We start from the raw sequence: 23,500 nt of genomic DNA, 5'->3' as shown, positions 1-23,500 counted from the left end.
CGCACGCTGTCCGTCTTACCCAACGGATCTCCCCACGATGAAAGCCGTCGCCTATACCCAGCATGGCCTGCCGATCAGCGATCCCGCCGCGCTGGTGGACATCACCCTGCCGATCCCCACCCCCGGCCCGCGCGACCTGCGGGTCGAGGTCCGCGCGATCTCGGTGAACCCGGTCGACACCAAGGTCCGCAACGGCGTGGCAGTCACCGAGCCGCGCGTGCTGGGCTTCGACGCGGTCGGCATCGTGGATGCGGTGGGCGACGAGGTGACGCTGTTCCAGCCCGGCGACGCGGTCTTCTATGCCGGTGCGATCGGCCGCGCCGGCAGCAACGCCGAGTACCAGCTGGTGGATGAGCGCATCGTCGGCCACGCGCCGGCCAGCCTGGATGACGCCGCCGCGGCCGCGCTGCCGCTGACCGCGATCACCGCCTGGGAGCTGCTGTTCGACCGCCTGCGCATCCCCGAGAACGGCGGTGAAGGCCAGACCCTGCTGGTGATCGGCGCGGCCGGTGGCGTCGGCTCGATCCTGGTCCAGCTGGCCCGCCAGCTGACCCGCCTGACCGTGATCGGCACCGCCTCGCGCCCGGATACCCAGGACTGGGTCTACGCGCTGGGCGCGCACCACGTGATCGACCACACCCAGCCGCTGAGTGAAGGCCTGCAGCGCCTGGGCATCGCCGAGGTCGGCCACGTCGCCAGCCTGACCCATACCGACCAGCACTACGACCAGATCGTCAGCGTGCTCGCCCCGCAGGGCCAGCTGGCGCTGATCGACGACCCCGGCCAGCTCGATGTGATGGCGCTCAAGCGCAAGAGCCTGTCGCTGCACTGGGAATCGATGTTCACCCGCTCCAGCTTCAACACCCCCGACATGCAGCGCCAGCACGACCTGCTCGAACGCGTGGCAGCGCTGATCGATGCCGGCGTCCTGCGCACCACGCTGGGCGAGCACTACGGCCGGATCAACGCCGCCAACCTGCGCCAGGCGCACGCCCTGATCGAGAGCCACCGCGCACGCGGCAAGCTCGTCCTCGAAGGGTTCTGACGCAGCCTTTGAGACCGCCGCGGCCTACACTTGCCGCATGCAAACCGAATTCCTCATCCTCGGCGGCCTGGTGTGTGCCGTCCTCGTGCTGCAGCTGCTCGCGCTGCTGCGGCGTTCCGGCCATGGCGACCTCGAACAGACCCTGCGCGAAGAAGCGCGGGTCGGCCGCAGCGAACTGCGCGAGCAGCTCGAAGGCCTGGGCCGCCAGCAGGACGCGCGGCTGGAAAGCTTCGCGCGCGCGCTGACCGATCTGTCCACCCGCACCGACCAGCGCCTGGACCTGCTGCGCGATGCGCTCGGCGAAGACGCGCGCAAGGCCCGAGAGGAAAGCACGCTCAGCCAGCAGCGCACCGGCGATCTGCTGGCGCTGCGCATGCAGGAAGTGCGCGCGCAGCTGGAAGCGTTCGGGCAACAGCAGCAGGCACGCATCGAAGCGTTCGGCCAGCAGCTGGTGGAACTGACCACGCGCACCGACAGCCACATGGCCGCGCTGCGCCAGGCCCTGGCCGAAGATGCGCGCCTTGGCCGCGAGGAAACCGGGCAGTCGCAGCAGCGCCTGGCCGAATCGCTGGGCCTGCGCCTGCAGGAGATGACCCAGCGCAACGAACAGCGTATCGGCGAGATGCGCGCCACGCTCGAGCAGCAGCTCAAGAGCCTGCAGAGCGACAACGCCGAGAAGCTCGACCAGATGCGCGTGACCGTCGACGAGAAGCTGCAGACCACGCTGGAAACCCGCCTGGGCGCCTCCTTCCAGCTGGTCTCCGAGCGGCTGGAGCAGGTCCAGCGTGGCCTCGGTGAAATGCAGCAGCTGGCCACCGGCGTGGGCGACCTCAAGCGCGTGCTGACCAACGTCAAGAACCGCGGCAGCTGGGGCGAAGTGCAGCTGGACAACATCCTCGAGCAGACGCTCACCCAGGAGCAGTACGCGCGCGGCGTCAAAGTGCGCCCGGACAGCAACGAGATCGTCGACATCGCGGTGCGCCTGCCGGGCCGCGGCCATGAAGACACGCCGGTGTGGCTGCCGATCGATTCCAAGTTCCCCCGCGAGGATTACGAGCGCCTGCTCGATGCGCAGGAACAGGGGGATGTCGAGGGCGTGCGCCTGCAGGGCGCCCAGCTGGAGCGCGCGATCCGCATCCAGGCCAAGTCGATCTGCGACAAGTACATCGCCCCGCCGCACACCACCGATTTCGCGGTGATGTTCCTGCCCACCGAAAGCCTGTACGCCGAAGTGATCCGCCGCCCCGGCCTGATCGACCTGCTGCAGCGCGACCATCGCGTCGTGGTGGCGGGCCCGACCACCGTCACCGCGCTGCTCAACAGCCTGCAGATGGGCTTCCGGACGCTGGCCATCGAACAGCGCTCAAGCGAAGTGTGGGGCCTGCTCGGCGCGGTCAAGAGTGAGTTCGGCAAGTTCGCCGGCATCCTGGAAAAAGCCGAGAAGCAGATCACCACGGTGGGTCGCAGCCTCGGCGAAGCCAGCCGCAAGACGCGCACCATCGAACGCCGCCTGCGCAGCGTGGAAACGCTGGGCGGAGAACAGACCCAGGACCTGCTCGGCGACATGAGCGGCGAGGACGAGGATGTGGCCGGCGACGAGGCCAGCACCCTGCAGGACTGAGCGCCGACGCCAAGCATGCATGCGATCGCGCATGCTGCGTGGCACGTCCTTCCCTGCCGTCTTCCACCTTTCAAGGAACCGCCCATGCGTCTGACCCTGATGCTGTCCCTCCTGCTCGCCCTGGCCGGGTGCAGCAGCACGCCCTCCGCCGATACCACGGCGGTCACACCCGCCACGCCGAGCGGCGCCGAATGCACCGCCGCCGGTGGCAGCCTGCAGCCGCTGGGCCGCCTGCAGCGCGTGCAGTGCGTGGTGCCCTACGCCGATGCCGGCAAGGTCTGCAGCGCCAAGGCCGACTGCAGTGGCCAGTGCCTGGCCACCAGCGATGTCGCGCCGGGAACCACCGCGCGTGGCGTCTGCCAGCGCGATGCCAGCCAGAACTTCGGCTGCCGCCAGCGCATCGATGGCGGCGTGGCGCTCGGCACGATCTGCGTCGACTGATCTCCCCACGGCACGGCTATGCTGTGCCTCCCCCGATGCAACGCAAGGAATCTGCAGTGAGCCAGACCGTCTACGACATCCCCGTCACCACCATCGAAGGCCAGCCGACCTCGCTGGCCGACTACCGCGGCAAGGTGCTGCTGGTCGTCAACGTCGCCTCCAAGTGCGGCCTGACCCCGCAGTACGCAGGCCTGCAGGCGCTGTACGCCGACAAGCAGGCGGCCGGCCTGGAAGTGCTGGGCTTCCCGGCCAACAACTTCCTGGCGCAGGAGCCGGGCAGCGAAGCGGACATCCAGCAGTTCTGCCAGCTGGAATACAACGTCAGCTTTCCGATGTTCGCCAAGATCAGCGTCGCCGGTGACGACACCCATCCGCTGTACCAGCAGCTGACCGCCGCCCAGCCGGCCGCCACCGGCGAAGGCCCGATGCGCGAGAAGCTGCAGGGCGCCGTGGCCAAGTACCCGGACCTGGTGGTCAACGCCGCCCCGGGCGTGCTGTGGAACTTCGAGAAGTTCCTGATCGGCCGCGACGGCCAGGTCGTCGCGCGCTTCGCCCCGGACGTGCCGGCCGACGATGCCCGCCTGGTGGCCGCGATCGACGCTGCGCTGGCAGCCTGATCGGCGGACCCGGAAACAGAAAAAGCCCCGCTCCGGCGGGGCTTTTTTTTGCTCGCACCACGACCAACGGTCGTGGTCTACCACCTCGGTAGGTACCGACCGTTGGTCGGTACTCCGATCAATTACCCCAGTTCGGCATCGGCATCGCATCGACCGGAATCGGCGCATCCGGATCGTCCTTGCCGCGCGCATGCTTGCCGCGCAGGTCGTTCTCGATCTGGTAGTTGCGGCGCTGCAGCCACGCATCGCGGACCAGCGAATACTCGTCCACCGCGTTGTCGCGCATGTCGTCCACCGCCAGCAGCTGCGAACGCATGTCCACCAGCTGCAGGCCCTGCAGGCCGATGCGGATCTTGTCCTCTTCGATCGTGCGGATCGGCGAGAGCGGCATGTCGCCGGCCAGGCCGAACACATCGCGCACGGTACGCGGGCCGAAGAACGGCAGTTCGACGTAACGCGAACGGCGCCAGCCCCAGGTGCCCAGGGTCTGGCCGAAGTCTTCCTTGCGGCGCGGCACCATGGCCTTGCTGGCCGGATCGAACAGACCGCCGATACCCAGCGTGGAGTTCATCAGGAAGCGGCCCAAGCTGTCCCAGGCATCATCCGGACGCCCCTGCAGCAGCTGGTTGGTGATCGTCACCGGTGCGCGCAGGTTGCTGAAGAAGTTGCTCACGCCGGTCCGTGCGAAGCGCGGGACGACGTTGGTATAGGCCACCGCCAGCGGCCGTGCGACCGCACGGTCGACCACGTTGTTGAAGCTGTGCACCCTGCGGTTGAACGGTTCCCAAGGATCGTACGGCGCGCCGGTGGGCTCGGTGCCGTCCGCGGTCGGGGCCGGGCCACCATAGAGGGCGGCGAAGTCGTCCTCGGCATTGGTCGGCGCAGTGCCGCCGGTGACCGGTGCGGCGGCCGGATCGGTGCTGGCCTGTGTTGCCTGGGCGGCCGTGTCGGCGACGGCCTCGGCCGGTACCGCATCGGTGCTGGCCACATCGGCAGCCGGCGCCGCCGCAGGGGCGACCTCGACGCTGACCGGTGCGCTGTCGCGTGCGGGCTTGCCGGCACAGGCGCTCAGGGCCAGCGCCAGCACAAGGAGGGGGAAGGTGCGTATGACGTTCATGTCAGCTCGCCGCAGAAAGGGCATGGAAATCCAGGGAGGGTGCCAGCCGGTAGGCGGCACGGAGGTCGGTGAAACCGTCCGGGCTGCCGACGATCGTCGGCGTTGTCCCGTTTGCGCGCAGGCGTGCGGCCAGCTCGGCCAGCAGCGCCAGACCGGCGCTGTCGAGCCGGCTCACTGCCGCCAGATCCAACTGCTGCACGCCGTCCAGCGCGGTCAGCGAGGGCCACAGGGCCGTCACCGCCGCGCGGTCGAGCAGTCCGCTGAAGACCAGCGAGGTGCCGTTGCGCTGCACGCTGGCGCTGTTACTTGCCACGCGGGGCCTGCCCGGCCTGCATGCTGCCGTTGCGCAGCTCGGTGGCTACCTGCTGGATCGACTTCTGGCGCAGCGGGGCGTCGAACTGGGTCTTGAAGGTCTGCACGTACGAGATGCCTTCGATCATCACATCGAAGATCTTCCACTGGCCGTTGACGTTGCGCATCAGGTAGTCGACCGGGGTCGGCTCGTTGCCGGCCCGGATCAGTTCGGTGGACACGCGCACGCCGCGGTTGCCCGGCAGCGGCGACTCGCTCTTCAGGCGGAAGGTCGGCTTGCCCTGGATCTCGAGCAGGGCCGAACCGTAGCGCTGCATCAGGTTGTCGGCCATGGCATCGGCGAACAGCTTGACGTCGGCATCGGAGGCGCCGCGGCCGTGCACGCCCAGCACCAGGCGGGCGGCGTAGTCACGGTCGAAGGTCTTGTTGAGCTCGCTGTTGATGAAGTCACGCAGCACGGCCGGGTTGGCCCTGAACTCGGTGCGGCGCTGCTGCAGCGAGGTCAGGATGCGGGTGCTGGCGTCCATCACGGCCTTGCTGGCCTGGCCCTGCTGGGCGGCAGCGGCGGCCGGGGCGGCCTGGGCGAAGGAGAGCGAAGGCGTGGCGGCGAGCAGGGCCGAGGCCAGCAGCGCCGGGATCAGGGTCTTTTTCATGGTTGCGGTTCCGTTGCAGGCGCGGGCGCGCCGTTGCCATCGTGGGAGTCAGCGCCACCGGTATTGGCCGGACCGCTGAACATGTACTTGCCGACCAGCTGGAGCAGGTCCACCGCCGGCTGGGTGAAGACGATCTCGTCGCCGGACTTGAGTACGTCCGGATCTCCGCCCGGCTGCAGTCCGATATAGCTCTCGCCGAGCAAACCGCTGGTGAAGATGCCGGCCGAGGTGTCGGCGGGCAGGTCCTTGAACTTGCCGTCGAGCTTGAGGGTCACGATCGAGTCGAACTTCTGGGGATCCAGTTCGATGCCCGAGACCTGGCCGATGGTCACGCCGCCGATCTTGACCGGCGCCTGCTTGCGCAGCTGGCCGATCTGGGTGAAGCGCGCCTTGAGTTCGTAGCCGCTGCCGCCGGTGCCCCACCGTTGGTTGGTGGAGGCCACGGCCAGCACCAGCAGCGAGGCCAGCGCCAGCAGCAGGAAGGCGCCGACGGAAAATTCGAGTCTGGGACCGCGGATGGCCATGGGATATCTCACTGTTCTTTGTCAGGTGCCTGGACAGGTGTCCGGGCGGGAAGTCTTTGCGTACCGAAGAAGCGCACCGAAGAGGCGTACCGACCAACGGTCGGTACCTACTGGAACATCATGGCGGACAGCACGAAGTTGAAGACCAGCACCAGCAGCGAGGCGTTGACCACCGCACGCGTGGTGGCGACCGAGGTGCCTTCGATGGTGGGCTCGGCATGGAAGCCGACATAGGACGCGACCAGGGCAGCCGTGCCGCCGAAGATCGCCGACTTCAGCATCGCCACGCCGAAGTCATCCCAGAAGTCCACGCTGTTGCTCAGCGCCGACCAGAACACGCCATTGTCCAGGCCGAGCACGTGCACGGCCTCGAAGTAGCTGGCACTGATCGCCAGCGAACAGAAGATGCCGGTCAGCAGCGGCACGGTCAGCACGGCCGCCCAGAAGCGCGGGGCGACGACCTTGGCGACCGGGTCGATCGCCATCAGCTCCAGGGCCTTGATCTGGTCGGTGGCGCGCATCAGGCCCAGTTCGGCGGCGATCGAACTGCCGGCGCGGCCGATGAACAGCAGCGCGGTCAGCACCGGCGCCAGTTCGCGGTACAGCGACAGGCCCAGCAGGGTCGACAAGGCATCGGCGGCGCCGAAGGTGGTCAAGGTGCGGTAGCCCTGCAGGGTCAGCACCAGGCCCACGAAAGCACCGCCTACGGCGATGATCGGCAGCGAACGCGCGCCGATCTTGTAGATCTCGCGGGTCAGCTCGGCCAGGAAATCGGCGGTCGGCAGCGAGCCGCGCAGCACCGTCAGCGAGAACAGGCCGGCGCGACCGAGCGAGCGGGTGGCGTCAACGAACGGCATCAGGCAACCCTCGCACGCGGTGCGGCATCGAACGGGATCGGGCCGTCCGGTTCACCGTGCAGGAACTGCCGCAGCAGCGGGTCCTGGCTGGATTCGAGCGCGGCCGGGCTGCCCTGGAACACGATGCCGCCGTTGGCGATCGCGATCACCTGGTCGCAGATCGGCAGGGTCTCGTGCACGTGGTGGCTGACGATGATGCTGGTCAGCCCCAGGCTGTGGTTGAGGCGCTGGATCAGGCTCATGATCACGCCCGAGGCGATCGGGTCCAGCCCGGTCAGCGGCTCGTCGTAGATCATCAGCGGCGGGTCCAGGGCCAGCGCGCGGGCCAGGGCCACACGGCGCGCCATGCCGCCGGACAGCTCACGCGGCCAGGCGTCGGCAGCCGCCAGCAGGCCGACCGCGTGCAGCTTCATCTGCACCAGGCGGCGCAGCACGGGCTTGGGCAGGCGGGTGTGGGTGCGCAGCGGCAGGGCCACGTTCTCGGCCACGGTCAGATCGGTCAGCAGGCCGTTGCCCTGCAGCAGCACGCCCACGCTCTTGCGCATCTCCAACAGCGCGCGTGCGCCGGTCGGGATGGGCTGGCCGAACAGGGTGATGTCACCGGCGGCCGGCCGCAGCTCACCGGTCAGTGCGGCCAGCAGGGTGGACTTGCCACTGCCCGACGGGCCGAGCACGGCGGTGATGCTGCCGCGCGGAACGGTCAGCGAAACGTCGCGCAGGATCGTGCGTCCGCCGCGGTCGATGCGGACGTTGGACAACTGCACCAGACTCTCTTCGGAAACCGTCATGAGCGCCATTAACAAAATTCCAACGTTGTAAGATCGTGGTGAACGGCTGAACATAACCGAACTGCACCGTGCAGTATTGTCGCACGGGCAGGTGAGGGCGGCGCCGACGCTGCGTTCGTGCGCGCGCTGCGGCACACTCCTGCGATGACCGACGCTGCTTCAGACTTCCGCCTGTACCACTCCAACTCGCTCGATGTGCTGGCCGCCCTGCTGGCCACGACGCTGCGCACGCCGGTGCCGGGCCAATCGATCCTGGTGCCGGAGGTGGTGCTGATCCCGCAGGTCGCGATGCGCCGCTGGCTGCAGTCGACCCTGGCGGCCGAGTATGGCATTGCCGCCAATCTTGAGTTCCTCACCCCTGGTGAGCTGGTCGCCCGCGCCCTCAACGCCAACGTGCCCGGCGAACATGACGATCTCAATGCCGAGGGCCTGCGCTGGCGGTTGTACGCCGCCCTGCGCGACCCGGCCTTGATGGCGCAGCCGCCGATGGCGGCCCTGCAGGCGTATCTTTTCGCGGCCGACCCGCTCAAGCCGTGGGCGCTGGCCGCCGAGCTGGCCTCGGTGTTCGAGAAGTACCAGGCCTGGCGTCGCGACTGGCTGCTGCGCTGGGAGGCCGGGGCGGCACCGAACGACCCGCAGGCGATCCTGTGGCGGCGCATTGCCGGCGGCAAGCAGTACCGTGCGCGCCGCATCGATGCCTATCTGGCCCGCTTCGAGGGCGCCGGGCAGCCGCTGCCGCAGGGCCTGCCGGCGCGTGTGTTCGCCTTCGCCACGCTCAACATCTCCCCGGACGTGCTGCGGGTGATGGCGACCCAGGCGCGGGTCGGCACGATGCACTTCTATCTGCCCACGCCGACCCAGGCCTACTGGGGCGATCTGCAGACCCTGGGCGAGAAGCTGCGCAGCGGCGCGCCCGATCCGTTCGGCGAGGCGGCGGGCGAGAACCGCCTGCTGCAGGCCTGGGGCGCGGCCGGTCGCGACTTCATGGCGGTGCTGGGCAGCTACGAGGTCGTGCACCCCTCCGGCGAGATCGCCGCCTACGATGATCCCGAAGACGATGCGCGTCCGGACATGGACGACGGTGGCTTGTCCGACAGCCTGCTGCACCGCCTGCAGCGCGACCTGTTCCACCGTCGCGGGCAGCCGGCCGGAGCGCTGCGCGACGGGCTGCGCCATGACGATCCCAGCCTGCAGGTGCATGCCTGCCACACCCGCCTGCGCGAACTGCAGGTGCTGCACGACCAGCTGCGCGGCCTGCTCCAGGACCCGCGCTTCGATCCGCCACTGCAGGCACGCGACATCGCGGTGCTGGCGCCGGACATCGATCCCTACGTGCCGTACCTGGAAGCGGTGTTCGGCGGACGCAGCGGGGGCGACGAGCACATTCCGTACGCGCTGGCCGACACCAGCCCGCTGGCCGGCGAGCCGCTGGCCGATGTGTTCGTGCATCTGCTCGGGCTCCCGGTGTCGCGCTTCGGCTTGAACGAAGTGCTCGACCTGCTCGCCAGCGCGCCGCTGGCCGAGGCGGCCGGTCTCGATGCCGCGGCGTTCGACCGCCTGCACGATTGGCTGCAGGCCGCCGGCGCGCGCTGGGGGCTGGATGCGATCCATCGCGGCCAGCACCAGGCCCCGGTCGACGATGCCTTTACCTGGCAGTTCGCGCTCGATCGCCTGCTGCTCGGGCATGCCAGTGGCAGCGACGGCGATATCGCCGGGGTCGCGCCGTGGCCGGAGCTGGAAGGCAGTGCGCTGGATGCGCTGGACCGCCTGCTCGGCCTGCTGCGCGTGCTGGCGCGTTACCAGAAAGTACTCGGCGAGGCGATGTCGCCCGGGCAGTGGCGACAGCGCCTGCTGGCCCTGCTCGATGCACTGCTGCCCGAGCCGCCGCAGGCCGCCAACAGCCAGCGCGCACTGGAGCGCCTGCGCAAACTGATCAACGAATTCGCCCGCGACGCCGACACCGCCGGCTTCGAGGGCGAGGTGCCGCCGGAGGTGCTGCGTGCGCATTTCGCCGGCGTCCTCGCCCAGGCCGATACGCGTGCACCGCTGCTCACCGGCGGCGTCAGCTTTGGCCGGATGGTGCCGATGCGGCTGCTGCCGTTCCGGGTGATCTGCGTGCTCGGCCTGAACGACGGTGATTTCCCGCGCCGCGACCCGGCGGCCGGGCTCAACCAGCTCACCGCCGAGCTGGGCACCGACAAGCGCCGGCACGGCGACCGCTCGCTGCGCGAGGATGACCGCTTCCTGTTCCTGCAGTTGTTCGCCTCGGCGCAGGACGTGTTCTACCTGAGCTATCTGGGTGCCGACCCGCGCGATGGCAGCGTGCGCGAGCCCTCGGTACTGGTCAGCGAGCTGATCGACGCGGCGGCCGACTACCACCTGGATCCGCCCGCGGCCGCCCGGCAGATGACGGTGCGGCATTCGCTGCAGCCGTTCGCGCCGGCCGCGTTCGGTGGCGGAGAAGAACCGCGCCGCTTCAGCTACCGCCAGCAGTGGCACCCGGCCGCCGGCTCGCTCGGCGGTGCACGCCGCGCGCTGGCGCCGTGGTTCGCGCGGCCCCTGCCGCCGATGGAGAGCGGCAGCGGTGAGGCCGACCTGAGCGTGGACGCACTGCGTCGCTTCCTCACCGATCCGGCCAGCCAGTTCCTCTCGCAACGGCTCGGCCTGCGCCTGCCCGACGACGTGGACACCGCCGAAGACGTCGAGCCGCTGGTGATGGCCGCACGCGGCAGCGACACCGCGCTGCTGCAGCAGGCGGTGATCGAGGCCACCCTCGACGAGGATGCCGCGCCGCTGTATCCCCGGCTGCGCGCGCGTGCGCTGTTGCCCTCCGGTGCGCTGGGCGAGCGCCAGTTCGCGCTGCTGCAGGCGCAGACCGAGCCGTACGCGCAGGCCCTGGCCCAGTGGCAGGCCGGTACCGCGGCCGACAGTCGCCGCTACGAGGTGGAGATCGATGGCGTGCGCCTGCACGGCCGGGTCGACGGCCTGCATCCGCACGGCCTGGTGCGCCTGCGCCCGGGCCCGCTCAACGGCCGCGCCGCGATCCGCCAGGGCCTGGACTGGCTGCTGGCCAACGCGGCCGGCGATGCACGCTCGCTGGTCCAGTTCCACGAGGCGGGCGATGACGGGCTGGGCCCGCATACGCTGCCGCCGCTGGACGCCGAGCGCGCGCGCCAGGTCCTGCGCCGCCTGCTGCAGCTGCGCGCTGAAGGCCTGCGCGCGCCGCTGTTGTATGGCCCGTCCACCGGCTGGGTGCTGTACACCGCCGCCGAGGCCAAGCGCGAGGCCGAGGGCCGCGCCAAGTGGCATGGCAGCGACCGCAGCTGGGGCGAATCCACCGGCGCCGGCTACCAGCTGGCGCTGCGCGGCCATGATCCCTTCGCCAGCGCGGACAGTTACCGACAACTGCTGCACAACAGCTTCGTGGTGTTCACCGCGGTGCGCGAAGGCCGGGTGTTCCCGGGCTTCGACGAGGAAGGAGCCCTGCGATGATCGACCACGACCTGCTCGACGATCCCTACCTGGCGCTGCCGCTGGACGGCGTGCGCCTGATCGAGGCCAGCGCGGGGACCGGCAAGACCTTTACCTTGGCCACGCTGTTCACCCGGCTGGTGGTGGAGAAAGGCTGGCGCATCGGCCAGATCCTGGCCGTCACCTTCACCGATGCCGCCACGCAGGAACTGCGCAAGCGCATCCGCGAGCGCCTGGCCTTGGCCGCACAGCTGGTGGAGCGCGTGCCGAGCGAACAGGACAGCCCGGAGGTCGCCTTGACCCGGGTGATCCTGCAACGCCAGCTCGCGCTGGGCGAAGAAACCCCGGCCGCGCTGGCGCGCCGGCTGCAGACCGCGGCCGATGAAATCGACCTCGCCTCGATTTTCACCATCCATGGCTTCTGCACCCGCGTGCTGCGTGAGCATGCCCTGGAGAGCGGACATACCTTCGATCCGCCGACCCTGCTGCCCAGCGAGCGCGAGCTGCATGAGGAACTCGCCGCCGACCTCTGGCGCGTGCATGCCAACGACCCGGCCACGGTCGATGCGCTGACCTGGCTGTGGTCGTCTCCCGAGGCGCTGGCCGGCGATCTCTCCACGCTGATCAAGCCCTTGCCGTTGCTGCCGCCGCGCCCCACCCACAGCGTCGACGACCCGGCGCCGCAGCTGCGGCTCGCCGCTGCGGCCCTGGCAGACGCGATCGAGGCGCACGCTGAGGACGCGCAGGCACAGATCGCCACCGCCTTTGACCGCAAGGTCTTCGACGGCCGCCGAGCCAAACGGCCGAGTTTCGACAAGGCCTTCGGCGAGCTGTCTGCCGGCCGCAGCGCGCAGCACTGGCCGCGCAGCGACAAGAGCCACCTGGGCAAGCTGCTGCCGGTGCAGCTGCTGGCCTTCTGCAAGGACGGCATGGAGGGACAGTGCCCGGTCTCGCCGCTGTTCGATGCGCTGCAGCGCTGGTGGCATGCCGCCGACGCGCGTGAGCAGTGGCTGCGCCAGCAGGCCACCGCGTTCCTGCATGACCTGCGCGACGAAGCGCGTACGCGCCTGGCCGAGCTCAAGCGAATCGGCCGCGTGCAGACCTACGATGACCTGATCGACGGTGTCGCCGACTCACTGGAGGGCCCGCACCGGGCGACCCTGGTGCAGCAGCTGCGTGCGCAGTACGCGATCGCGCTGGTGGACGAGTTCCAGGACACCGACGACCGTCAGTGGGGCATCTTCCAGCGCGTGTTCGGCGATTCGGAGGAGACCCGCGAGGCTGGCCTGGCACCGGCGCTGTTCCTGATCGGCGATCCCAAGCAGGCGATCTACGGCTTCCGCGGCGGCGACATCCATACCTACCTCAAGGCCAAGCGCCAAGCCGACGCAGCGCCCGCGCTGGACCGCAACTTCCGCTCGCGTCCGGCGGTGCTGCACGCGATCGAAGCGCTGTACGCCAATGCCGGTGAACGTGCCTTCCTCGAGGCCGACATCGCCTTCGAGCCGGTGCATCCCGGCAGCACCCGGGTGGATGCGGATTTCCTGCGCGACGGGATGCCCGCGCCCGGCCTGACCGTGCGCGTGCTGCACAACACCGAGGGCGGCGACCTCAAGGCCGATCCTTCCCGGCAGCAGGCCAGCGACGCCTGCGTCGCCGCGATCCACCAGATCCTCAGCGAGGCCCGCGAAGGGCGCGCGCTGCTGCGCGGTGCGCCCGTGCAGCCCGGCGACATCGCGGTGCTGGTGCGCTCGCACAAGGAGGCCACGCGCATCCAGCAGGCGCTCGGTGTGGTGGGCATTCCTGCGGTCGCCGCGGGCAAGCAGAGCCTGTACGCCACGCCCGAGGCACACGACCTGCGCCTGCTGTTGCTGGCCCTGCTGCAGCCGGCCGATGAAGGGCGCCTGCGCGCCGCGCTGTCGACCGTGCTGCTCGGCGAAGATGCCGAGGCGATCGACGCGCTGGAACGCGAAGGCGATGCGCAGCGCTCGTTCCAGGTGCGGTTGCTGGAATGGCGCGAGCGCTGGCAGCGCGGCGGTCCGTTCGCGGTGATCGCCGATCTCTGCGCCGAACATGCCGAGCGCCTGCTCGGTCTGCTGGATGGCGAGCGCCGCCTGACCAACTACCTGCAGTTGGGCGAGCTGCTGCAGCAGGCGGCCGGGCAGACCCTGGGCATGCATGGCCTGCTCGACTGGCTGCAGGTGCAGATGGCGCATGCCGACCAGGATGACGAACAGCAGCTGCTGCGCCTGGAATCGGATGCGCGCCGCGTGCAGATCATCACCCTGCACAAGAGCAAGGGGCTGGAGTATCCACTGGTGTTCCTGCCGTTCGTCGGCATCGGCGGCGGCGCGCCCAACACCGAGGCGAACTGCACGGTGTACGCCAACGGCCGCCGTGAGCTGCACTGGAAGCTGGACAAGGACGACAGCTGGAGTGCGGCCAGCACGCGCAGCGCGCAGGAACAGGAAGCCGAAGACGCGCGCCTGCTCTACGTCGGGCTGACCCGTGCCGAGCACGCGCTGTGGATCGCCGCCGGCGATCTCGCCGGGCTGGCCAGAACCCGCTTGGCGCCGATGTTGTCGGACCTGGAGGCGCTGCGTGCGCATCCGGACATCGCCGTGATCGAGGGCCCGGTGGAACCCCGCCCGGCGCAGCTCGCGTTCGAGCGCGAGGGCGAACTGCCACCGGTACGCGCGCTGACCCGCCGCGTGCCGCACGACTGGTGGGTGTACAGCTTCACCCAGCTGGCGCATGCCGACGCGGGCCATGACACCGATGCGGCCGCGACCGAAGTACCGGCCCCGGCCGCCGACGAACCGGCCGGTGTGGACCTCACGCTGGAGACCGAACAACCGGCCGTGCCCCTGGAAGAGATCGACCCGCGCTTCATGGGCAGCCGCTTCGGCAACGTGCTGCACGATGCGCTGGAAAACACCGACTTCGCGCAATGGGGCGGATGGCAGGCCGGGCAGCCGGCACCCGGCGAGGAAGCCGAGATCCTGCGTGCTTCGCTGCGCGCGGAAGGCTATGCCGAGGAAGACCTGGACGATGGCGTGGCCATGTTGACCGCGCTGGTCGGCCAGACCCTGACCGTGCCGCTGCCGGAAGGCGGCGCACTGCACGACCTGCCGGCCGAGGCACGCCGCGCCGAAATCGAGTTCCACTTCGCGATGCAGCCGACCGCGGTCCCGGCATTGCTGACCCTGCTGCACGCGCATGCGCTGGTCCGCGACCGCCATGGATTCGGCACGCGGCGGCGGCTGGAGGGCCTGATGACCGGCAAGATCGATCTCACCTACGTGCGCGCGGAGCGCTGGTACGTGCTCGACTACAAATCCAACCGACTGCCCGGCTACGACGCGGCCCGGCTGGCCAGTGCGATGCAGCACAGCGAATACGACCTGCAGGCGCTGATCTACACCGTGGCGCTGCACCGCTGGCTGCGCTTCCGGCTGGGCGCGCAGTACGACTACACGCGCGACATGGGCGGCATCCGCTACCTGTTCTGCCGTGGCCTGGATGCCCGCCGCGAGGACAGCCCCGGTCTGTACGCACACCGCTTCGATCCGGCCCTGGTCGATGCACTGGATGCGCTGTTCGCCGGTGGCGAACACGCCCAGGCCCGCATGGCCGCGCGCGCACGGGGGGAGGCATGAGCCTGCTCACCACGCTGTACCGCGGCAACGCGCTGCGTACGCTGGACCACGCGCTGGCGCAGAGCCTGCGCCGGCTGCGCCCGGAGACGCCCGATGCAGTGCTGCTGGCTGCCGCACTGGCATCGCTGGCGGTCTCGGAAGGCCACGCCGGCCTGGACCCGCACCAACCCCAGCGGCTGATCGACGCCGAGATCGAGTGGCCTGCGCCCGACGTGTGGCTGGCGCAGCTGCGCGCCTCGCCGTGGGTGGATGTGCCCGAGGCGGACGACGTGGTCGCCGGGGATGCGCCGCTGGTACTGGAGAACGGGCTGCTCTATCTGCGCCGTTACCGCGAGTACGAGCGCCGCCTCGCCGTTGGCCTGCAGCGCATCGCCACGCATCCGCTGGCCGAGGCCGATCCAGGCTCCCTGGCCACGCTGTTCGGCCAGCTGTTCCCGCAGGCGCGCGACGGCGTCGATCACCAGGCGCGTGCCGCGGCCGTCGCGCTGCGCCATCCGCTGGTGCTGGTGACCGGTGGCCCCGGTACCGGCAAGACCACCACCATCGCGCGGCTGCTGGTGCTGCTGGCCGCACAGGCGGTGCAGGCCGAACAGGCACTGCCACGGGTCGCGCTGGCCGCGCCCACCGGCCGCGCCGCCGAACGGATGGCCGAGAGCCTGCGTCTGGCCGTGCAGCGGCTGCGCCTGGTCGGTATCGCGCCGGCGCTGTGCGATGCGATGCCGAGCACCGGCACCACCCTGCATCGCCTGCTCGGGGTAATCCCGGATTCGCCGCGCTTCCGCCATCACGCCGACAACCCGCTGCCGTATGACGTGGTGGTGGTGGACGAAGCCTCGATGATCGACCTGCCGCTGATGACCAAGCTGGTCGAGGCCGTCGCCGATGGCAGCCGGCTGGTGCTGCTCGGCGATCCCGATCAGCTGCCCTCGGTGGAAGCCGGTGATGTGCTCAGTGCGGTCCTGCGCGCCAGTGGCGATGGCCTGGGCACCCAGGCCGATGATGCGCAGGCATTGCGCGCGCTGCTCGCGCCCGGTGCGCTGCAACCGCTGGCACCGCCACGCCGGTTCGGTGGCCGGCGCGTGCAGCTGCAGCGGGGCTACCGGCAGACCGACGCGCTCGATCTGGCGCCGCTGGCGCATGCCGTGCGCGACGGCAACAGTGCCACCGCGCTTGCCCTGCTACGCGTAGGCACGCTGTCTGGCGTGCATTTCCACGAGGACCAGAGCGATCCGCTGCAGCACCACCGCGAGCAGCTGCTCGGACATTGGCGTGGCCTCGGTGAGGCAGCCGATCCCGGCGTGGCGCTGGCCAATGCCGGCCGCATCCGCCTGCTCACCGCCGTGCGCGAGGGCCCTCAGGGTGCACGCGGACTCAATGCCCGCATCGAAGCGCTGCTGGCCGGTGTGCCGCGCCCGGGCATGGCGCCGGGCTACTTCCACGGACGGTTGCTGCTGATCACCGAGAACAGCTACCGGCACCGCCTGTTCAACGGCGACATCGGCATCTGCCTGATCGATCGACAGGGCAGCGTGACCGCCTGGTTCCCCGGCGAGACGCCGGACCAACCGCGCGGCTTCCACCCGGGTGCGTTGCCCGCACATGAAAGCGCGTTCGCGATGACCGTGCACAAGGCACAGGGCTCGGAGTTCGATGAGGTCTGGCTGCAGCTGCCGCGACGCGACAACCGCGTGCTCTCGCGCGAGCTGATCTACACCGGCATGACCCGCGCGCGGCAGTCGTTGCACGTGCTCGGCAGTGCGGAGGTAGTGGAGGCCGCGTTGGCGCGGCATGCCAGCCGTCTGTCCGGCCTGGCCGCACGCCTGCAGGGCGGCGTGGGGGAAACGCTGGCCGACGCCGTCGTGACGGCGCCGGCCCAGGGGCAGTTGTTCTAGCCCCGTGTCCGTTCTTACTCCGGAATCACCACGGTGCCATCGGGGAACACGATCGCACCGTCACCGCTGACATCGAAGAAGCCCAGCTGGTGGGTGTTGGCCAGCACCTGCACCAGGCCGTGCGCGTTCTCGGCCACCTCGTCATCGAACGAGGCGTAGACCACGTGCTGGCCGATGCTGTAGTCGGTCACTTCCGGGCGGTCGTCTTCCTCATCGGACAGCGGGCCGTCCATCGGCGGGTAGTGCTCGGCGAGCGCGGCGAAGAACGCCTGCAGCGCCGGTACCGACACCTTCGGGTCGTCGTAGTCGTGCGTCTCGTTCCACTCGGTCTGCGCGTCATACCACTGCAGGAAGGCCTCGGCCTCGCGCGGGGCGACGGCGGGGTCGAACACCATCAGGTCGTAACTCATCGGGAATCACCTTGATCCATGCGCAAATGCATGCGTCAGGATAGCCCTGATCGGCGCGGACCGGCCGGCCCGCGCCCCGGCCGGTTCAGCGCGGCGCGGGCAGGCCGGGTGGGCCTGCGGTGGTCTCGGCCGGCGCGGCGGCCACCGGTGCTTCGGGGAACAGCGCATAGCGCAGCCCGATCAGGCCCATCAGGGCCTCATCGCGGGCCTTGCCGGCCTCCACGGTCTGCACGCGCTTGAGCGAGGCCTCCAGCCGGGCCTGCAGCCCGGTGGGGGCGGGCAGGGGGCGCCGACGCGCCGCCTGCGCGCGGTAATGGGCCGCCACTTCGTCCAGGATCGCGTCGATCGCGGCCACGCTGGGCGCCGGCAGGCCATGCCGCGAGCGGCGCAGCTGCAGGATGTTCAGACCGATCCGCGCTTCGGTGAGCATGTCCACCGAGGCGATGTCGCTGCCTTCCGGCGTGGCCGCCAGGCGCGGTGCGAGCAGGCCGAGCAGATCGAGCATGCGCGCGGCGAACTGCTGGCGGTCCTGCTGGCCGCGGCCCTCGGCCGCATCGGCCAGCGTGTTCCAGCCCTGGCGCACCAGCCGGCGCGCGGTCCACTCGGCACCCACCGAGCGGAACAGCCGCGTCATCACCACCGCAAAGCCGATCCCGATGAACATCGCCACGGCCGAGTTGATGAAGCTCTGGATGTTGGCGCTGTAGGTGTTCTGCACGTTCAGCAGCGCCACCAGGTTCACCGTCAGCGGCAGGCCGATCAGCGCGGTCTTGGGCCGGTGCAGCAGCAGGCCCAGCGGCAGGAAGATCACCGCCAGGACCAGCACCAGGCTGCCGAAGTCGTGCACCGCCGGGAAGATCCCGAACAGGTACACACCGGCCACCAGGCTGGCCACGATGGCCCACAGCAGGAAGGACAGCATGCTCGGCGCGGGATCGTCCTGCGCGGCGAAGAACGCGGCGGCCACCGCGGCCATCATCGCGCCGTTGCCACCGCCTTCCCAGCCGAGCCCGATCCACAGCACGCAGTAGGTCATCAGGGCGACACCGGCACTGGCCGCGGAGAACAGCGCCATGCCGTAATCCACGTGGCGTACGTGGTCCACGCGCTGGGTGCGCACGCGGTAGTGCGCGGTATCGCTCGGCGCGGCGCCTTCGTCGATGGCCGCGTGCAGGGTGGTGCAGTCCTGCCAGAGGTCGACCAGTTCTTCCAGGCGCAGCAACAGGGTGACCAGCAGCAGGTGATCCAGCTCGCCGTCCACCGCCGGCTTGAGTGCGACGATGCGCGCGCGCAGCGTGGCGTAGGCGCTGGCACTTGATCGGCCCGGCTGCTCCAGCCAGTGCGCCAGATCGGCGATCAACGGCTCCAGCCCGGGCGGCAGCGCGCGGCCCCCCGCACGCAGTGCACCGAGCCGGTCGGCGATCGAAGACAGCACCGGCAGCATCAGCAGCATGCGCTCGCGCAGTCGCTCCATCGAGACCGCGGCGCCGGCATGGCGCGGGTCGTCACGACGCATGAATTCAATCAGCGCTTCGAACTGCACCAGGTCGGCGGCCAGACGATTGCGCGGGCCGTGTGCATGGCCGCGCGTCAGGATCTGCCGGCACCAGTCGGCGGCATCGCCCATCCAGCTGCCGATCCGCGCGCGCAGCATCGGCCGCACCGAGGCGGGGAAGAACAGCGAGGCGAACAGCACGGCCACCACGGTGCCGAGGATGATCTCCTCGCTGCGTGCCACCACGGTGTCGAAGATGGTGTCCGGCGAGGTCACCGCCGGGAAACCGATGAAGGCGGTGGTGTAGCCGGCCAGCAGGAAGGCATAGCCACGCGGGCCGCGGTTGAGCAGGGCGATGAACAGGCACGCGGACAGCCACAGCGACATCGCCGCGCTGAGCAGCAGTGGCGTTTCCACCAGGTGCGGCAGCATCCACAGCGTGGCCGCGCCGGCGATCAGCGTGCCCAGGATGCGGTAGGCACCCTTGGCACGGGTCGGGCCGAGCATCGGCTGGGTCACGATGTAGACCGTGGCCATCGCCCAGTACGGGCGCGAGAGGTTGCCGGCCAGCCCGATGTACAGCGCCGCGATCGCCGCCAGGAAGGTCTTGACCGAGAACAACCAGGCCTGTCTGTCCAGCAGCAGCATGGCTTACCTCGCGGCCGTGCCGGTGGCGACGGCGTCGGCATTCCAGCCGCCGCCGAGCACCAGGAACAGCTGGATCTGGTCGCGCGAGACCTGCGCCTGCGCTTCGGCCAGGGTCGCATCGGCGCTGGCCAGGCTGCGGTCGGCGTCCAGGCTGGCCAGGTAGGGCGTGCGTCCGCCCTGGTACAGACGGCGGTTCTGGCTGGCGGCCAGGTCGGCCTGCTGCTGCGCCTGCTGCAGGAACTGCAGGCGCTGCAGATCCTGGGCATAGCGGCTCAGCGCGGTCTGGGTTTCGCGCAGCGCCTGCAGCACGCTGTGGTCGAACTCGGCCAGCGCGGCGTCGGCACCGGCTTCGGTGGCGTGGATGCGTGCGTGCGTGCCGGAGGAGGGCAGCGTCCAGGAAATCAGCGGACCGATCGACCATTGCTGGGTCAGCGGTGTGCCGAAATCTTCCAGCAGGCCGGCCGCACCGACCGAGGCGCCCAGGCGGATGTCCGGGTAAAGCTCGGCGGTGGCCACGCCGATCCGCGCGGTGGCGGCAGCCAGCTTGCGCTCGGCCTGGCGGATGTCCGGGCGGCGTTGCAGCAGCGCGCGGCCATCGCCGATCGGCAGGGCCTGGGCCAGGGTCGGGGCCTGGCTGCAGTCGCTCACGCCCTCGGGCAGCTGGCCCGGGGTGCGGCCGAGCAGGGCGGCCAGCTGGTATTCGGAGGCCTGGCGGTGTGCGCGCAGCGGCGGCAGCGCGGCCTGCAGCATCGCCACCTGGGCATTGGCGCGGGCCAGCTCCGGCGGGGTGCCGCGACCGGCCGTGATCAAGCGCTGGGTGACCTCGCGGCTGCGCTGCTGCAGCTGCAGCGAGTGCTCGGCCACGTGCAGCTCATGGTTCGCGTGGCAGATGTCGACGTAGCTGCCGGCCACCTGCGCGACCAGCGACACGCGTGCCAGGTCCATCGCGGCGGCGGTAGCCTGCTCGTCGGCATGCGCGGCCTCGGAGGCGCGCTTGAGCTTGCCGAACAGATCGAACTGGTAGGACACCGCAAATTTGCCGTCGGCCAGGTTGATCGGCGGCAGTTCGTGCTCCAGCAGGAAGGATTCGGCGGACAGCTGCGCGCGGCTCACGCCGGCCTCGGCCTCGTACTCGAAGCCACCGGCATCCAGCGCCTGCTCGTACACGGCGGCGGCGCGGCGCAGGTTGGCATCGGCGACCTTCAGTTCGACGTTGTCGCGCAGCGCCTGCTGCACCAGCGCGTTGAGGGTGTCGTCCTGGTACAGCTCCCACCAGCGTGCGGGCAGCGCGGCACCAGCGGCGACCTGCGGGTTGCCGGTCTCGAGGAAGGCGGCATTCGCCTCCGGTCGCTGGAAGGCGGACCCGGCCGGCACCGCGTAGTCCGGGCCGACGGTGCGGCATGCGGCCAGCGTGGTCAGCGCCAGCCCCAGCGCGATGCGGTGCAGCGCCGGGCGGTTCACAGCGCCGTCCGTGCCGGTTGCACCGGCGTGGCCGGGGCGGTGTCCGGCTGGATGGTGACCGTGGCGGTACGCCCGGCGATCAGGTTCACGCCGGCCGGCACGCGGTCGATATGGATGCGCACCGGGATGCGCTGGGCCAGCCGCACCCAGTCGAAGGCAGGCGTCACGTTCGGCAGCAGGCTGCTGCCTTCGCTGCGGTAACGGTCTTCGATGCCGGCGGCGATGCTCTGCACGTGGCCCTGCAGCGGCTGCGCTTCGCCCATCAGGCGGATGTCGACCTTCTGGCCCGCATGCACGCCCTGCAGGCGGGTTTCTTCGAAGTAGCCGTCCACGCGGAACGAGCCGGTATCGAGCACGGCCATCACCGGGCGCCCGGCGGTCACGTAGTCGCCCGCGCGCACGGTGCGGTCATTGAGGTGGCCATCGCTGGGGCTGCGCACTTCGGTACGCGCCAGGTTGAGCTTGGCCAGATCGACGGCGGCCTGCGCGGTGGCCATCGAGGCCTGCGCGGCGAGCAGCTTGGCGCGGCGCACTTCGGCATCCTCGGCGGCGACCAGATCCTGCAGGCTGCGGTCGCGCGCGATCTCGCGGCGCAGCTGGTCCAGCGTGGCACGGCGTTCACCGAGCGCGGCCTGGGCCTGTTCCAGCGCGATCTCATAGCGCGCGCGGTCGACCACGAACAGCACGTCACCGCGCTTGACCGGCTGGTTGTCGGCGACCTTCACCGCCTCCACCAGCCCGGACACGTCCGGCGCGACCTGCACCACGTCGGCGCTGACGTGCGCATCGCGCGTCCACGGCTCGTCCATGTAGTACGCCCACAGGTGGCGCAGCACCAGCACGGCGGCCACCACGGCCACGACGGTCAACACGACCGGGAATGTCTGCTTGAGGATCTTGTTCACGATTGCATCCAACGCATCAGGGAAAACAACCCGCCGAGCACGATCACGTACACGGCCAGGTTGAACAGGGCGGGGTGCCAGATGTGGCGGTAGGCGCCGGTGCGCTGCAGGACCACGCGCAACCCGCTCTTGAGCAGGTAGGCAAGCAGCATCAGCCCGAGCAGGGTCGGGACGAACACACCATAGAGACTGAATTCACCGTACATCGAGGCAAAGGATTCACAGGAGAAAGGTAGGCGACGACCGTGGGTCGTCGTACGTCATGCCGTCGCAGCACGACACCGGGCGGTACAACGGGGGAACAGGCTTACGTCACGCGGTCGGCCGCATCGGCCAGCAGCTGCCACAGCTTCAGGACGGTGCGCAGTTCATCCATGGTCAGCTCGCCGAACACGTCCTGGCGCAGGCCGATCAACTGGGTCTCCAGCTCGCTGACCAGGGCCTCGCCCTTGTCGGTCAGCCACAACAGGTTCGCGCGGCGGTCGCTGGCGTCGCATTCGCGGCGGACCAGGTCGCTGGCGGCCAGCTTGTCCAGCAGGCGTACCAGCGAGGGGCCTTCCATGCCCAGCTGGTGGGCCAATGCCACCTGGCGGATACCCCCGCCGGCGCGCCCGATCATCAGCAGCGGCATGGTGCAGGCGGCCGAGATGCCGTAGCTGCCCAGGGCCTGGTCGGCCAGGCGCTGCCACTGCCGCCCTGCATAGAGCAGGCCGGAACTGAGCTGCATCTGCAGCTGGGTACGTTCGTCGAGGGATCGGTTCATCAGAATAGATAGGATACTACTAATTCGCGTCCTATCAATACCCGTGGCACAACCGCGGCCCAATGAGCGCCTGCCCGGGCGAGGCCGGGGCGCCGCCGCGCAGGACGCCCGAGGGGTCTGTCGGGTACGATGCTCGCCCCCCTTCGGGTGCTGTATGTAATGAGCAAGCAAGACAACGACGCCAACCCCGTCACCCAGGCCGAGGCCGAATCGGCGGTGCGCACCCTGCTGCGCTGGGCCGGTGAAGATCCGACCCGTGAAGGCCTGCTGGATACCCCGCGCCGCGTTGCCGAAGCCTATGGCGACTGGTTCAGCGGCTACCGCGACGACCCGCGCGCCTACATGGAGCGGACCTTCGAGGAAGTGGCCGGCTACGACGAACTGATCGTGCTGCGCGACATCGAGTACGAAAGCCACTGCGAACACCACATGGCGCCGATCATCGGCCGCGTGCACGTCGGCTACCTGCCGGCCGGCAAGGTGGTGGGCATCAGCAAGCTGGCCCGCGTGGTCGAGGCGTATGCACGCCGCTTCCAGGTCCAGGAAAAGATGACCGCGCAGATCGCCCAGTGCATCCAGGACGTGCTGCAGCCGGTCGGCGTGGGCGTGGTGGTGGAAGGTGCGCACGAGTGCATGACCACCCGCGGCATCCACAAGCGCGGCGTCAGCATGGTCACCTCGAAGATGCTGGGCAGCTTCCGCGAGGACGCGCGCACCCGCGCCGAGTTCCTGCGTTTCATCGAAGTGGGCGGCAAGCGCTGATTCCCCGCGCTGTCGCGCGCGACCGGCAGGCGCTGGGCTTCGGCCCGGCCCTGCGGGTG

20 protein-coding genes are annotated in these 23,500 nt (G+C 69.9%); 8 read left to right on the top strand and 12 right to left on the bottom strand.

Going from position 1 to position 23,500, the window contains the following annotated elements; translation table 11 throughout:
• Positions 1-37: 37 nt before the first annotated feature.
• From ABE434_RS11735 to ABE434_RS11720, 4 genes are all read left to right on the top strand, one after another.
• Positions 38-1,045, top strand: coding sequence for a zinc-binding alcohol dehydrogenase family protein (locus ABE434_RS11735; RefSeq protein WP_346478960.1), 1,008 nt, complete (start codon positions 38-40; stop codon positions 1,043-1,045).
• A gap of 37 nt (positions 1,046-1,082) precedes the next feature.
• Positions 1,083-2,666 (top strand): DNA recombination protein RmuC, encoded by a 1,584-nt coding sequence (gene rmuC / locus ABE434_RS11730; protein WP_346478959.1) that lies wholly within the window; start codon positions 1,083-1,085, stop codon positions 2,664-2,666.
• A gap of 84 nt (positions 2,667-2,750) precedes the next feature.
• A complete protein-coding gene (locus ABE434_RS11725) occupies positions 2,751-3,107 on the top strand; it encodes a hypothetical protein (protein ID WP_346478958.1) in 357 nt (118 codons plus the stop codon).
• A 56-nt stretch (positions 3,108-3,163) separates the two neighbouring features.
• A complete protein-coding gene (locus ABE434_RS11720; RefSeq protein WP_346478957.1) occupies positions 3,164-3,724 on the top strand; it encodes a glutathione peroxidase in 561 nt (186 codons plus the stop codon).
• Positions 3,725-3,842: 118 nt separating this feature from the next.
• On the opposite strand, the gene ABE434_RS11715 is transcribed toward ABE434_RS11720, so the two are convergent.
• The 6 genes from ABE434_RS11715 to ABE434_RS11690 form a co-directional block, all read right to left on the bottom strand.
• Entirely contained in the window at positions 3,843-4,841 is a 999-nt protein-coding gene (locus tag ABE434_RS11715; protein ID WP_346478956.1) for a VacJ family lipoprotein, read from the bottom strand.
• A 1-nt stretch (position 4,842) separates the two neighbouring features.
• A complete protein-coding gene (locus tag ABE434_RS11710; protein WP_346478955.1) occupies positions 4,843-5,154 on the bottom strand; it encodes an STAS domain-containing protein in 312 nt (103 codons plus the stop codon).
• On the bottom strand, positions 5,144-5,806 hold the full coding sequence (locus ABE434_RS11705) for an ABC transporter substrate-binding protein (RefSeq protein WP_019183995.1): 663 nt from the start codon (positions 5,804-5,806) through the stop codon (positions 5,144-5,146). Before ABE434_RS11705 ends, ABE434_RS11710 begins: the two co-directional genes overlap by 11 nt.
• The gene (gene mlaD, locus ABE434_RS11700; protein ID WP_019183994.1) at positions 5,803-6,330 is read right to left on the bottom strand and encodes an outer membrane lipid asymmetry maintenance protein MlaD; all 528 of its coding nucleotides are present in this window, start codon (positions 6,328-6,330) and stop codon (positions 5,803-5,805) included. The genes ABE434_RS11705 and mlaD overlap by 4 nt, the downstream gene beginning before the upstream one ends.
• A gap of 107 nt (positions 6,331-6,437) precedes the next feature.
• A complete protein-coding gene (locus tag ABE434_RS11695) occupies positions 6,438-7,187 on the bottom strand; it encodes an MlaE family lipid ABC transporter permease subunit (protein ID WP_019183993.1) in 750 nt (249 codons plus the stop codon).
• The gene (locus ABE434_RS11690) at positions 7,187-7,975 is read right to left on the bottom strand and encodes an ATP-binding cassette domain-containing protein (RefSeq protein ID WP_176991021.1); all 789 of its coding nucleotides are present in this window, start codon (positions 7,973-7,975) and stop codon (positions 7,187-7,189) included. Before ABE434_RS11690 ends, ABE434_RS11695 begins: the two co-directional genes overlap by 1 nt.
• A 144-nt stretch (positions 7,976-8,119) precedes the next feature.
• Between ABE434_RS11690 and recC the strand changes: the two genes are divergently transcribed.
• Genes recC through recD form a run of 3 tightly spaced genes read left to right on the top strand, consistent with a single transcriptional unit; the run spans position 8,120 to position 16,997 of the window.
• Entirely contained in the window at positions 8,120-11,467 is a 3,348-nt protein-coding gene (gene recC / locus ABE434_RS11685; protein ID WP_346478954.1) for an exodeoxyribonuclease V subunit gamma, read from the top strand.
• The gene (gene recB, locus ABE434_RS11680; RefSeq protein ID WP_346478953.1) at positions 11,464-15,105 is read left to right on the top strand and encodes an exodeoxyribonuclease V subunit beta; all 3,642 of its coding nucleotides are present in this window, start codon (positions 11,464-11,466) and stop codon (positions 15,103-15,105) included. Before recC ends, recB begins: the two co-directional genes overlap by 4 nt.
• Positions 15,102-16,997, top strand: coding sequence for an exodeoxyribonuclease V subunit alpha (gene recD, locus ABE434_RS11675; RefSeq protein WP_346478952.1), 1,896 nt, complete (start codon positions 15,102-15,104; stop codon positions 16,995-16,997). The genes recB and recD overlap by 4 nt, the downstream gene beginning before the upstream one ends.
• 14 nt (positions 16,998-17,011) lie before the next feature.
• Here recD and ABE434_RS11670 read toward each other — a convergent pair whose 3' ends face one another.
• The 6 genes from ABE434_RS11670 to ABE434_RS11645 form a co-directional block, all read right to left on the bottom strand.
• Entirely contained in the window at positions 17,012-17,407 is a 396-nt protein-coding gene (locus ABE434_RS11670; RefSeq protein WP_088435243.1) for a hypothetical protein, read from the bottom strand.
• An 85-nt stretch (positions 17,408-17,492) separates the two neighbouring features.
• Entirely contained in the window at positions 17,493-19,550 is a 2,058-nt protein-coding gene (locus ABE434_RS11665) for an FUSC family protein (protein WP_346478951.1), read from the bottom strand.
• A gap of 3 nt (positions 19,551-19,553) precedes the next feature.
• Positions 19,554-21,011: an efflux transporter outer membrane subunit gene (locus tag ABE434_RS11660; RefSeq protein WP_313219794.1), complete on the bottom strand. Its 1,458-nt coding sequence runs from the start codon at positions 21,009-21,011 to the stop codon at positions 19,554-19,556.
• Positions 21,008-21,916 (bottom strand): HlyD family secretion protein, encoded by a 909-nt coding sequence (locus tag ABE434_RS11655; protein WP_346478950.1) that lies wholly within the window; start codon positions 21,914-21,916, stop codon positions 21,008-21,010. Before ABE434_RS11655 ends, ABE434_RS11660 begins: the two co-directional genes overlap by 4 nt.
• The gene (locus tag ABE434_RS11650) at positions 21,913-22,122 is read right to left on the bottom strand and encodes a DUF1656 domain-containing protein (protein ID WP_019183984.1); all 210 of its coding nucleotides are present in this window, start codon (positions 22,120-22,122) and stop codon (positions 21,913-21,915) included. Before ABE434_RS11650 ends, ABE434_RS11655 begins: the two co-directional genes overlap by 4 nt.
• Before the next feature lie 101 nt (positions 22,123-22,223).
• On the bottom strand, positions 22,224-22,679 hold the full coding sequence (locus tag ABE434_RS11645; protein ID WP_176991028.1) for a MarR family transcriptional regulator: 456 nt from the start codon (positions 22,677-22,679) through the stop codon (positions 22,224-22,226).
• A gap of 159 nt (positions 22,680-22,838) precedes the next feature.
• Here ABE434_RS11645 and folE point away from each other — a divergent pair, with 159 nt between their 5' ends.
• On the top strand, positions 22,839-23,441 hold the full coding sequence (gene folE / locus ABE434_RS11640) for a GTP cyclohydrolase I FolE (RefSeq protein ID WP_019183982.1): 603 nt from the start codon (positions 22,839-22,841) through the stop codon (positions 23,439-23,441).
• Positions 23,442-23,500: the final 59 nt, after the last annotated feature.

Source organism: Stenotrophomonas sp. TWI1183 (assembly GCF_039673115.1).
GTDB lineage: Bacteria > Pseudomonadota > Gammaproteobacteria > Xanthomonadales > Xanthomonadaceae > Stenotrophomonas > Stenotrophomonas maltophilia_AA.
Note: the sequence above shows the minus strand (reverse complement) of the source record. Positions and strands in the feature narration are given on the sequence as shown.